This is a genomic window from Larsenimonas rhizosphaerae (assembly GCF_026240105.1).
Lineage (GTDB): Bacteria > Pseudomonadota > Gammaproteobacteria > Pseudomonadales > Halomonadaceae > Larsenimonas > Larsenimonas rhizosphaerae.
In genome coordinates this window covers 1-11,197 of the sequence record NZ_JAPIVE010000006.1, presented here as the reverse complement: position 1 = coordinate 11,197, position 11,197 = coordinate 1, and the positions used below count along the sequence as shown (strand labels likewise).

General features: G+C 54.1%; 12 protein-coding genes. 6 read left to right on the top strand and 6 right to left on the bottom strand.

Annotated elements, in window-relative coordinates; all coding sequences use genetic code 11:
- Window positions 1–140: 140 nt before the first annotated feature.
- Window positions 141–1,004 carry a phage integrase N-terminal domain-containing protein gene (locus OQ287_RS15200; RefSeq protein WP_265896977.1) on the bottom strand — a complete coding sequence of 288 codons (864 nt, stop codon included), beginning with the start codon at window positions 1,002–1,004 and terminating at the stop codon, window positions 141–143.
- A 1,260-nt stretch (window positions 1,005–2,264) separates the two neighbouring features.
- Here OQ287_RS15200 and OQ287_RS15195 point away from each other — a divergent pair.
- The 3 genes from OQ287_RS15195 (at window position 2,265) to OQ287_RS15185 (ending at window position 4,783) form a co-directional block, all read left to right on the top strand.
- Window positions 2,265–3,131, top strand: coding sequence for a RepB family plasmid replication initiator protein (locus tag OQ287_RS15195; RefSeq protein ID WP_265896976.1), 867 nt, complete (start codon window positions 2,265–2,267; stop codon window positions 3,129–3,131).
- A gap of 292 nt (window positions 3,132–3,423) precedes the next feature.
- The gene (locus tag OQ287_RS15190) at window positions 3,424–4,290 is read left to right on the top strand and encodes a replication initiation protein (protein ID WP_265896975.1); all 867 of its coding nucleotides are present in this window, start codon (window positions 3,424–3,426) and stop codon (window positions 4,288–4,290) included.
- A 289-nt stretch (window positions 4,291–4,579) separates the two neighbouring features.
- Window positions 4,580–4,783: a cold-shock protein gene (locus tag OQ287_RS15185; protein WP_250939845.1), complete on the top strand. Its 204-nt coding sequence runs from the start codon at window positions 4,580–4,582 to the stop codon at window positions 4,781–4,783.
- Between the two features lie 481 nt (window positions 4,784–5,264).
- Here the strand turns inward: OQ287_RS15185 and OQ287_RS15180 are convergent, their stop codons facing one another.
- A complete protein-coding gene (locus tag OQ287_RS15180) occupies window positions 5,265–5,684 on the bottom strand; it encodes a hypothetical protein (RefSeq protein WP_265896974.1) in 420 nt (139 codons plus the stop codon).
- Between the two features lie 517 nt (window positions 5,685–6,201).
- Here OQ287_RS15180 and OQ287_RS15175 point away from each other — a divergent pair.
- Complete coding sequence (locus OQ287_RS15175) at window positions 6,202–6,960, top strand: abortive infection family protein (protein WP_265896973.1); 759 nt, start codon at window positions 6,202–6,204, stop codon at window positions 6,958–6,960.
- Window positions 6,961–7,092: 132 nt separating this feature from the next.
- Window positions 7,093–8,460, top strand: coding sequence for a hypothetical protein (locus OQ287_RS15170; protein WP_265896972.1), 1,368 nt, complete (start codon window positions 7,093–7,095; stop codon window positions 8,458–8,460).
- 605 nt (window positions 8,461–9,065) lie between these two features.
- Here the strand turns inward: OQ287_RS15170 and nadS are convergent.
- From nadS to OQ287_RS15150, 4 genes are all read right to left on the bottom strand, one after another.
- The gene (gene nadS, locus OQ287_RS15165) at window positions 9,066–9,347 is read right to left on the bottom strand and encodes a NadS family protein (protein ID WP_265896971.1); all 282 of its coding nucleotides are present in this window, start codon (window positions 9,345–9,347) and stop codon (window positions 9,066–9,068) included.
- 370 nt (window positions 9,348–9,717) lie between these two features.
- Window positions 9,718–10,050: a type II toxin-antitoxin system PemK/MazF family toxin gene (locus tag OQ287_RS15160; protein ID WP_251929376.1), complete on the bottom strand. Its 333-nt coding sequence runs from the start codon at window positions 10,048–10,050 to the stop codon at window positions 9,718–9,720.
- Window positions 10,050–10,304: an AbrB/MazE/SpoVT family DNA-binding domain-containing protein gene (locus OQ287_RS15155; RefSeq protein WP_265896970.1), complete on the bottom strand. Its 255-nt coding sequence runs from the start codon at window positions 10,302–10,304 to the stop codon at window positions 10,050–10,052. The genes OQ287_RS15160 and OQ287_RS15155 overlap by 1 nt, the downstream gene beginning before the upstream one ends.
- A 119-nt stretch (window positions 10,305–10,423) precedes the next feature.
- Window positions 10,424–10,576, bottom strand: a complete 153-nt coding sequence (locus OQ287_RS15150; protein ID WP_265896969.1) for a hypothetical protein — start codon at window positions 10,574–10,576, stop codon at window positions 10,424–10,426.
- Window positions 10,577–10,679: 103 nt separating this feature from the next.
- On the opposite strand from OQ287_RS15150, the gene OQ287_RS15145 reads away from it, so the two are divergent.
- A complete protein-coding gene (locus OQ287_RS15145; protein WP_265896968.1) occupies window positions 10,680–10,838 on the top strand; it encodes an antitoxin MazE-like protein in 159 nt (52 codons plus the stop codon).
- Window positions 10,839–11,197: the final 359 nt, after the last annotated feature.

Genomic DNA, 11,197 nt, shown 5'->3' with positions numbered 1-11,197 from the left:
AGCCCTGCTGGGTATCTTTTCCAATTCGAATCTAGGAATTATCGCCGGTATTGCGGTTGCCGTGACCGGAGCCATGTACCTCAAACGCAAAATGAAGGATCGAGTCGCCTTCAACCGCCGCTACCGCACCCGGTAAGCACCTAACGCCCCAAATAGATCGCCGTGACCTGCTCGCGTTCATGCCCCAGCTCGCGACTGATGGTCATCCGGGCCTGTTGATCACTCGCCCGCTGATCGGCGCTTAATGCGCTTGAGACCGGCCCGCCGGCGGCCGGTGCGGCCCAGCCGGTCAGGGTTTCATAGCGCCGCTGGGCGTACGCATGGCGCAGGCCATGCATTCGGGACAGCCCGGCTTTCGGCAGCAGGTACTCATAGCGTTTGAGGTGCTGAGCGTAGGAATGGGTCGGTGGAATCAGCGAGCCGGTGCCGGCGACCTGATGCGCCCGGTCAAGCACGGCCCGCTGATCGTCGGTCTCGATCGGAATCTCGCGCTCGCGGCCCCCCTTGGTCCAGGAGCCCTGCAACACAAGTCGGTCTCCCTGGTCGGCCAGTGCCGGCCGCAGTTTCATCGACTCTTCCCGACGCAGCCCAAACGCCGCCTGAAGCTCGAGGCTGACTCGAATGCGGTGATCCGGGACCGCCTCCAGGCGCGGATCCAGCGTTTGAGCCTTGCTCACACCGGTCACATGCACCCGGTCCCGGATCCCGAGCTGGGTGTTGTCGCGTGGGATCACCGACGTCTTGCCCACCTTCTCGGCCCACCACCGCACGTGGGCCATTCGGTTCTTGATCGTGCCATCGCTGATGCCCTCGCCCTGCCACCGCTCAATCAGGGCGGTCACGTGCTTGGGTTTCAGGCTACTGGCGCGCATGTTGCGATAACCCAGCTCCTGAAGCTGTTGAGAGATGCTGCGCAGCGACCGGCTTCGCTGATACTGCGTGGTCTGGCTGCCATCGCGGTTGCGCTGGCACAGCTGCATGAAATCGAAGCCGAGCTTGTTCATATGAGCGATGTCCTGGTCAGTGTACTTGCCCGATCCGTACGCAGTACGTGACGGAACGCCCGATAGGGCCGGGGGCATAAAAGGGCGATGCTCTCTCGCCTGCTGCAATGGCAGCGTCCTGACGGTTTGCCTGTTGGCAAATCCGGGCAGGCGGTCGTACAGCGTGTGTCTCCTCAAGCGTTCGATTGGAAGGCCGGAGATCGCGCCCCACGAGGGCGGTACGATCTCCCTCGTGAAGGCCATGGCAGTCACCCATGGCGGTGGTCCGGTTCAAGACCGGGGGGTTCAGTAGTCTCCAACCGCGTAACGCGGCGCCTGCTTTCGAGAGACGATCAGGCGTTGGGACGGACCGTCTGGTCCAAAGGGACTCCCACTTGGGAACGGCAGGGAGGCGCCGGGCGGCGATGCCGCAAAGGGCGCGACTGAGCTCCGCAGTCGCCACGGATAATGCACGATCAGCCTACCGTGCTGGGCTTTTATTTGGAAGCCTATCACACAGTCAGCATTCAAATAATTCGCCTTAAATCCCACCATGGCTGGACCAATCATAGGCCGTCACTACCTAAACGGCAGTGACGGCCTGACCGAACACAGCAGCGATCGACCTCCTGGACAGGTCGGCAGATCCGATGGTTCATCGTGTCGTGGGTTTTGAATGGCTCACTCAGCGCGTCTAATTGCCGGCTGTCCGCCTCGCGACGCTCGTTGGCAGGCATCCCCTTCACTCGACTGAAAACGGGCTCAAATCGCCCTTATCAGTCGATCTCAGGCCATGCCGTCGACTGGTATCGAGAAGCTCTAACCTATTCCTGCATAACCGGGCCGTAGGCCCAAATGTACTGCCATGAGGGTGGGGCACGGCCCACAAGAGTTTAGTGCTTTAGCGGCCAGCTCTCGCCAAGGACGCGCAGCCGCTTATGTGGCTCGATCGCGTCCTTCTCGACTTGTCGAGGCACTTTTTGGTTTTAGGCCGCCGTAGGCGGGGCGGAAGGAGCGTTAGCGACTGGAGGGTAGGCGTGCTTTGCTTTTCTGTACTTTTCCCCTTTTCCCCTTTTAGGGGTTCTTAAGTGACTGATATAGGAAAGGAAATATGGGGAAAAAGGGAGGGAATGGTGGTTAAAAGGGGAGGGAATGGTGGTTAAAAGGGGAGGGAATGGTGGTTGAAAGGGGGAGGGAATGGTGGCCAAATAGGAGAAAAATAAAAAACTCCCTTTTTAGAGGGGATCACTTCTTACCTATACCTTGGAAGGTGGCCACGTCATGCAGGACGCTCAGGTGTACAAGGCAAACGCTCTCGTTGAAGCCTCCTACCGGCTCAGTCTTTACGAGCAACGCATAATTCTGGCATGTATCGCACAGGTGCGAAGAGATAAGCCGCTAACCGATCAGCAGCTCTATACGGTCAGTGCCCAACAGATCGCAGACATGGCAAAAATCAGTGTCGACAGAGCCTACCAGCACCTCAAGACCGCCTCTGAGCGTTTGTTTGATCGTCGAGTGACACTCCATGAGGCCCCAAACGGCAATGGCCACGCCAAGGTCAGACTGACTCGCTGGGTACAAGAGGTCGTTTATCAAGAAACGTTAGGTACTGTGGCGCTGCGGTTTAGCCAGCCCATGGTGCCGTACTTGTCACAGCTCACGGAGCAGTTCACGCGCTACGCTCTGGCCGATGTAGCCAAGATGACTAGTGCTCACGCCGTGCGTCTCTATGAACTCTTGGCTCAGTGGCGGGGATCAGGCAAGCGTGAGGTTGAAATAGAGTGGTTACGCGAGGCGTTCCAACTCGGCGAAAAGTACCCTGCTATTAAAGATTTCAAGCGCTGGGTGATTCAGCCGGCTATCGATCAGATCAACGAACATTCGCCACTGTGGGTGAATTGGGAACAGAAGAAGACTGGTCGCAAGATCACACATCTGGCTTTCAGCTTTGGCGAGAAGATCCAAGAAAGCCGCCACAAGCCGCAAAAAGGGAAAAGCAAGGATACGGCAGGGAAAGCGCCAAAAAACGGCTCGGGGGCGCTTTACGGCATTCCTATGCCCGTCATCGAGAAAATGGCACAACTAGGCGAGTCATACGAAGATGCGGCCCTGCGCTTGCTTGATGAATCAAAGAGAGGAGCGTGACTTACCCCTAGGTCACCTACGGGTGGATATCATGCGGATCTGCAAGATATCCATCCTGTATCTCCAAGCTTACCCTTTTTATACTTTTATACTTTTATACTTTTAGGCCTTTTAAGCTATTGATATTAAAGTTTTTTTGGCTTTAAAAGGGGACAGATTCAGGGTTTAAAGGGGACAGATTCAGGGTTTAAAGGGGACAGATTCAGGGTTGTGAGAGGGACAGATTCAGGGTAAAAGAGGTCGCTGTTATATTGTCCCTATGAAGCGTTTTTTAGATGCTAGAGCACTGTAGATGAACAAGCCTCAAATCTATAAGAGTAACGCTTTAATCAAGGCGTCTTACCGCCTGACTCCTGCAGAACAGCGGATTATGTTGGCTTGCATAGCGCAAGTTCGCAGAGATAAACCCATCACCGATGAGGTGCTCTACGACGTTACTGTTGCGGACTATGCCGCACTTGTCGGTACAGGTTCACACTCGACCTATAAAGAACTTGCTGATGCCGCCTTGCGGTTAAAGCGCCGAGAAGTGTGGATTACCGAGAGGCCCAATGGTGAGGGGTCACACGAAGAAACGTTAATCACTGGCTGGGTGCAGTCGATCCGCTACCGGAAAAATGAGGGGCGTATACAGCTTCGATTTACCAAGGACATGCTGCCCTATCTGACTCAGCTTACTGAGCAGTTCACGCGGTATGCGCTTTCTGACGTAGCAAAATTGACCAGTTCGCATGCTATGCGGCTCTACGAATTACTATGCCAGTGGAGAGATACCGGACATCGTGAAGTCGAGATTGACTGGTTGCGCGATGCATTTCAGCTTGGTGACAAGTACCCGGTACTAAAGGATTTAAAACGGCGAGTGATTGAGCCTGCCGTAACGCAGCTCAATGAGCATAGTCCGCTATGGGTGAAGTGGGAGCAGCGCAAGACCGGCCGCCGAGTCTCACACCTGGTATTTACCTTCGGCGAGAAAACCAAAAAGATTGTCCAAAAGACCCCTAAAGGTAAATCCAGAACAGGGAATATCGGCAAAAATCACAGCACGTCAGGAGCAATGTACGGGATTCCTCAATCTGTTATTGAGAAGAAAGCTTTTCCTGGGGAGAGTTACGATGATGCAGCTCTTCGATTGCTGGGCGAATCTCAACATGAGTAATGACTGATTTTCAGTGAGTTGAGACCACTTATCTAGAATTTCTAACTCTTATACTTTAGTCACCTACTGGCAGTCAGGATGCTTTTACGACGCTTTTCGCAGCATTTCGGTTGACCTTCTACCAAGAAGCGTGTCACGATGCATCTCAGTGGTTAGCAAGACGCATATTGTCAGTTGTGATCGAATTTTTCGGTAGTCTGGTTATATACCCTTGTTCTTCCCGCTATATCTGGGGCAATACCCGGCAAATTAAAGATCGCGCTTATTTTAGCGCAAAGGAATATCGAAAATGGCAACTGGTACAGTTAAGTGGTTCAACGATTCTAAAGGCTTCGGCTTCATCGCTCCTTCTGACGGCGGTGACGATCTGTTCGCCCACTTCTCCGAAATCAAAGCTGACGGTTTCAAATCCCTGCAGGAAGGTCAACAAGTCTCTTTTGACGTGACCCAGGGTAAGAAAGGCCTTCAGGCTGCAAACATCCAGCCTGCCTAACTTTTAGTTAGGTAGTGCTTTCGAAGCTTCTGCTTCGAATGAAAAAGCCCGCTCATGCGGGCTTTTTTACGTCATGACCATTTAAAACCGGCAGCGGCCTGATCATGGAAAAAGAAAAACACATTGCATGATCCAGGTTGTCGTTGAATACCCTCAGAGTATGTTGCCATGTAGGTAGTGGAGCACGGATGCTCCATCGAGCACGGATTGCTCAACAATATGCATGAACAGGATGTTCATGAGGGCAGGTAAGGACACATCGCTCTAATAGAGCCCGGCCAGGTTAATTCTGAAGCCGGGTTTTTCGTGTCTGCCTATCTGGCTTTTTTGTTAATCCCACCGCTCTTAATGGTCCGCCGGCACATCCACGAACTCTATAAGCGCAAGCCCATGGCACCCACTACCCAGCGAGGCTATGACGAGGCAGTACGCGTTCTTTGGGCTCGTTTGGGCCGCTCAGGCATATCACCGAGAGCACCCGTCATGCGTTTGGATCGAACAGATAACGCAGGCGTTGCAGAAAGGTACGTTTAGGCGGGGACGACGGCTCAGGATCGGGCTGATGAGTCAGCAGTCGTTGGTATTCCTGGAGTTCGGAACGCATCTCAACCATTTGCTGGTTCATTTGTTCGACCTGTGCCACGAGTGCCACAATTTGAGGGTCAGTGTGTGCCAGTTTTAGAGTGTCATCGTCAGTGCCAACATGTGCCATTTTTTCAGATTCGGGCTGTGCCACCTTTGCCAGCTCACCATAGGCACGAATCAATTCTGACGTTTCGATGACACGCTTGTCACTATCATCAACGCCGTACGACAGAAGGCCTCGCGCCATATCGCGGTAAAGAGTGCGCCGACTTTTCTGTGCCATCTGGCACGCCTCTTTCACACTGTGCCACGCCATGGACAAGCCCCTGTGCCATCAATGAATTCAGCCGATGATTGTATGGCGTGCATTTAAGCAATGTCACACGTGCTGTGCCACATCGAAGCAAAGGTTTTTTCGGGGATCTGAAGATGGAAAATAATGGAGCCAAACCCGCTAACGCCTCGCTTCGCGAGCACATGTGTCGATCTCGAGCCGTACCTCGACATGATTGTTTCGGCATCATGGAGAGATACAGGTTTTGTCGATCCCGCGGCAGCGGGATGTAGGCGCATCAGCGCCGATAACGGTGTTATCCCACTGCCGAACAGATTGTGAGGGGTATACACAGCGTGACACGGCGTAGCCGTTGCAGCCGCGAAGCGGCTCGAGAGGTGCCAGGTTGGAGTTATATCGCTTAGGGATTGATGGTTAAAAGAGGACAAATTGATGGTTATGTGTGAGGAAAATAGGGAACTCACATAATGAGAAGGGACCGCATAGATGCAGGCTGTCCAAGTCGAAACCACGCAATTCAGTGGGAGATTCAAAATACATGATGGCCACATTCGAGATACCAGAATCGCTGATTGAGCGTGTAAGGATGATTGAAGGCATTCTCACGGCTACAGCCACCGGTGGCCCACGCGACGATATGGCTTACCAACATCTGCGTTTTATATTGATACGAGACGAAACGATCAAAGGGCTATTGCCTGCGTTCGTACAGCGTTACCGGAGCCTTTCGACGTTCTGGCCTTACATCAAAAATGAGGCCAGCACTTATGCTCAGCGTAAAGCGATCATTGAAGAAGCATTCACACAGGCGATCGACTTTCTGGAAAGAAGGTATCAAGCGCCGGCTGACGTTGTAGTTTCGGACGCGCTCGAGTCCTTTGATCCAGACGGCGTGCACTCAGTCTGGGCAAAAGCTATCGCTCGGCGAGAAACTGATCCAGAAGGCGCGATCACCGTTGCGCGTACCCTTTTGGAAACCGTCTGCAAGCGGATACTCGACGAGAGCGGGCAGCCCTATACGGACAAGGAAGATCTGCCGGCGCTTTATCGCCTCGCCGCGAAGGCTCTAAAATTGTCTCCAAACCAGCATACTGACGAGCCGATCAAGGCAATTCTGGGCGGCGCAATGAACTTGGTGCACGGAATTGGAACGCTGCGGAATCGATTTTCGGATGCCCACGGCCGCGGAGGACCGAAGCCGGTCCGCCCTGCTCCGCGACACGCCAGCCTTGCTGTGAATACCGCCGGTGCCATTGCCACCTTTCTTGTCGAAACACATCAGTCGAAGAAACCGTAGCCGTACCGCGCCACACACCTCGCCCGCTCGTCTGGAGGAGTTCTTCAAAAGGCGCTGACTGAAACCAACGCTATGTTTGCTAATGTAATACTGTTATTCAATCCCTACTTTGCATCGCGTGGATAGAGAACCGTGGATACTGGATTTGTAGATCTCGACATAATACTTACCCGAATCAGGCAGCCGCAGTCGAAGGTGTACTTTCTAGACGCTGTGAAAGCTTACAAGGCGGGCGCGTTGCGCGGCGCTCTCACCTCGGCATGGGTCGCACTCGTCTATGACCTCATCGCCAAGTACCGCGAGCTGAGCACAATGGGGGATACAGCCGCGACCGATTTTATTACAAAGTGGGACAACGCGACTTATTCAAACAACATCTCTAAGCTGCTTGAGCTTGAAAAAAATATTCTCGAGAACGCGACGAACAGCACCCAGATTGTCAATCGTATCGCTTATAAGCATTTGGAGCGCCTTCGTGAAGACCGCAATCTCTGCGCCCACCCGGCCTTCTCAGCCGAAGCCGATCTGTTCGAACCATCGCCGGAATTGGTGCGATTGCACCTCGTTAATGCGGTAGATCTTGTGCTGTCACAGGAGCCTCTTCTGGGCAACGCAATCTTAAAATTATATGAGGTCGACGTGCAGTCAACGGGCTTTCCGACGTCCAATGAACACATCCTCGATTATGTCGAGCAACGTTACTTGAGACATGTCCGCGCCCAGAACATCCGCAATTTTGGCACGGTGCTCGCGAAATCTCTTCTCATGGGGGATTCGTCGCACTTGGAACCGCATCATCACAAGATTATTCTTTCACTGGTTGCGGTACGCGACCGTACCCCAGCTGCATGGACGGAAGTTAAAGAATCAATCATCAGGCTGATCGATAGCCTCGCCCCGGCGAACCGGCCCCGCGCCATCGCCTTCATCGCTGCATTTCCAAACTTCTGGTCACAGCTTCAGGAGTCGACACAAACCGCCTTACAGGCAACGATCGACAATACTGACCTCGAAGCACTTACCGATTATCGCATTCTGGCAGGTGTGGCCGTCCCGCAACTTTGTGATGCGGTGCTGCCTATTATCGAAGGCTTGAACAAGAAGCAACTGGTAGAGGCGATCACATATAATCCGCTCACCGAGCTGTGGGGGCGGGCAGTCGAAAAATACCGGCACTCCAGTAGCTTTCGTGGATCTGAAAACAATTTTAGCGACCTCATCATGCCGTTCGCCGGTCAACTCAACAGCCAGCAGCTTGATCAACTCCTCGACGCTGTTATCGACAACTCACAAAATTGGGATGCAGCTGAGACGGATACGTTCTTGATCAGGGTGCTCCGCAACGTGGCGCCCGCTGATCTGCCTACAACTGATGCGCGCAATCGTTTCTATAAGGAAATTCATCACATACGCCGAATCAATAAATACGAAGACGTTCTCAGCCTTTTAAAGTCGGATGGCTGGTCACTTCCACCCGCTGAGGAAATACCAGACGACTGAGTTGATCGGTTGTCATGCAGATGTGGGCCAGCATCTTGATGAGAACATCCCCGGGGCGGGTCCCCATGTTGATTCAAGATTACGCGTCTTATCTTGAGCGCAAAAATGGCCCTATAGAGGGTCATTTTTGATGGCAGATTGTGTTTCCCTGTTTTTCCACCTGATAGCCGTCTTGTGAGCCTCAGCGAACAAGGTCTTGGGGTCTCCGGGGCGAAGCCCTGAGCAAGGTCAGTTTCCCATGAGAGCGGAAGCAATTATGGGAAACGTTAGAGCGCACATTTGTGTGCACGTAGACATACCTTGTCCGAGCCCAAACGATCACCTTTGCTTCAAAACCGGGTCAGATTCAAAACGATTTTTGACGATCATCCGACCCTCTAAAATGACCCAAATCGACCGCAAAATTTCGTGGGGCGCTACATGTTGTTTTCGAGTATTTTTGACGCTTTACGCTCAGCGGCCCGTTTTCTGTCTCGGTGCCCCTGATAAAGCAGAACGCTGGAGAAGGTAAGACTCATAACCACCAACGTGCCCAGTACTGAAACGACCAGTGTCAGTCCTTCCGGCATAACGCATCTCCTCAGCGCTACAAAGCGCTTTTCAGTTCAGTGCGATTCCAGTTCCCTATAGAACTCTGGTCGCTTCTGAATCGTTGCAAGTACTTTAGCAGCCATCCCCGTCGGAGTGCGGCGCGCGTTTTCCCAATGCTGGATCGTCTCGAGACTGACGCCGATAGCATTTGCAAAATCGGCTTGAGAAACCTGAAGCCGAGCGCGAATCGCGATCACATCGATCACGTTATGACGCGTACGTTTACCCTCGAGAGACCCTTCATTAATCTTCACCGCCTCTTCAAGAGAGGCTTTCAGGTCATCAAACGTACTCATGGCATTCTCCTTTGAGCATTTCGGTCAGAGGGATCAGCGTGTTTCCGGGGGAAACACCCGACTCATAAATCTCTCCGGGTTTCGGGTCGATCGAGGCCCCGGCGGGCCGGCGTGTTTCCGGGGGAAACACCCGACTCATAAATCTCTCCGGGTTTAGGCATCGATCGAGGCCCCAGCGGGCCTGGGTGTTTCCGGGGGAAACACTCGATTGCGAAATCTCTCCGGGTTTCGGGGTCGATCGAGACCCCAGCGGGCCTGAGTGTTTCCGGGGGAAACACTCGACTCATAAAAGTCTCCGGGTTTCGGGGTTGATCGAGGCCCCCGTGGTCCTGAGTGTTTCCGGGGGAAACACGCGCTGTGCCCGTTTTCGTCAGCTCAACAGCGTCGCCAACCGAGCCAGCACGTCCTCCATGATGTGTTGTGGCACCTGTTCGACCCAGCGACCGTGACGGGCCTCGATGTCCAGCGTGCGCATTTGGCTGCACAGCACGACGCCTGTCGTGGTGGTGCCGGCCTCGGCCAGCGACACCGTAAAGCCCCGCGACCGGGCAAAGCCGCCCCCATTGGTAATCGGCGCGACCAGCGGTGCCCCCATCGCAAGGTTGAAGGCGTCTGGTGAGACGATCAGCACCGGGCGCATGCCCTGTTGCTCATGCCCTCGAGTGGGGTTGAGCGAGACAAAGTAGATATCGCCGCGTTGCATCACAGCAGCTCGCGGCCGACCGGATCCGTGTCCAGCCACTCACGCTCGCCCGCCGAATACTCCGCCCCTGTGTCGCACTGGGCCAAGAGCTCCTCGAGGGTGTACTTGGGTTTGGCGGGCTCGACGACCAACCGCCCCTGATCGATGGCCACCTCGACCTGTGAGCCGGCCTTCAGATGCAGTTGATCCAGGTACACTCTCGGGACGGCCATCATGACCGAGCCCCCGACGCGTCTAAGGTTGGTAATGCTCATGAGAGTCTCCGGCACACCCGTGTGCGCTTAAAAGTTATATTAAAATATAATATCAGCGTCTTTCGGAAAGCGTCCATCGATTTACATGACCGACCCCGCCCCGATGAACACTTTCCGGCTCATAGGGTATTCTCGAGTACGCGTGTCGCCTTGCGCTTCGCCGCGTTCTTCCTGTGCCGATGCTCGCCGTACAGAACCCAGCCACACACGACAAACCCCGATAGCGCCAATACCCCGAGAAACCAGACGATCATGGTAAGTCCCTCTGACATACGATTCTCCTTGGCTTGTTTTATGTGTTGCGCTTGCTTTGAGTAGACGTCCTCGACCGTGACACGTCAAACTGATTCAGACGTTCCCAGCCCGGAGGTTTACATGGGTTCTTCCCCGCTCGATCACACCCCGCCCCAGCCCGATGCCTCGGACCTGGCCGAGCATGCCCGGCAACAGTCCCACCTTGTGCGGCAGGACCCGACCGACAATGAGGTACTGGATTGGATCGAGGCCGTTGCCGACACAGCCGAGTGGTCATGAACGTACGCCATCAACCAAAGTCGCGTCATGAACAGTCGGCACCTTCTTACAGGCGGGCAAGGATCTGTTAAATTAACGACGACTTATTACACCAACAGATTCCGCCTCATGACCGATCATCAATGCCCTCACTGCCATAACCATGTCCCCCATGGCGCCTCCGTATGCCGAGGCTGCCAAGCTGAGCTCGAGTATGGGCCGCCTCCCGGCCTGCTGTGGGCAGTCATCTGCATTCCAGCCCTGCTGGGTATCTTTTCCAATTCGAATCTAGGAATTATCGCCGGTATTGCGGTTGCCGTGACCGGAGCCATGTACCTCAAACGCAAAATGAAGGATCGAGTCGCCTTCAACCGCCGCTA

Coding starts and splice junctions, on each gene's coding strand:
- OQ287_RS15200 (WP_265896977.1), bottom strand. CDS start 1,004: ATGAACAAGCTCGGCTTCGATTTCATGCAGCTGTGCCAGCGCAACCGC.
- OQ287_RS15195 (WP_265896976.1), top strand. CDS start 2,265: ATGCAGGACGCTCAGGTGTACAAGGCAAACGCTCTCGTTGAAGCCTCC.
- OQ287_RS15190 (WP_265896975.1), top strand. CDS start 3,424: ATGAACAAGCCTCAAATCTATAAGAGTAACGCTTTAATCAAGGCGTCT.
- OQ287_RS15185 (WP_250939845.1), top strand. CDS start 4,580: ATGGCAACTGGTACAGTTAAGTGGTTCAACGATTCTAAAGGCTTCGGC.
- OQ287_RS15180 (WP_265896974.1), bottom strand. CDS start 5,684: ATGGCGTGGCACAGTGTGAAAGAGGCGTGCCAGATGGCACAGAAAAGT.
- OQ287_RS15175 (WP_265896973.1), top strand. CDS start 6,202: ATGATGGCCACATTCGAGATACCAGAATCGCTGATTGAGCGTGTAAGG.
- nadS (WP_265896971.1), bottom strand. CDS start 9,347: ATGAGTACGTTTGATGACCTGAAAGCCTCTCTTGAAGAGGCGGTGAAG.
- OQ287_RS15160 (WP_251929376.1), bottom strand. CDS start 10,050: ATGCAACGCGGCGATATCTACTTTGTCTCGCTCAACCCCACTCGAGGG.
- OQ287_RS15155 (WP_265896970.1), bottom strand. CDS start 10,304: ATGAGCATTACCAACCTTAGACGCGTCGGGGGCTCGGTCATGATGGCC.
- OQ287_RS15150 (WP_265896969.1), bottom strand. CDS start 10,576: ATGTCAGAGGGACTTACCATGATCGTCTGGTTTCTCGGGGTATTGGCG.
- OQ287_RS15145 (WP_265896968.1), top strand. CDS start 10,680: ATGGGTTCTTCCCCGCTCGATCACACCCCGCCCCAGCCCGATGCCTCG.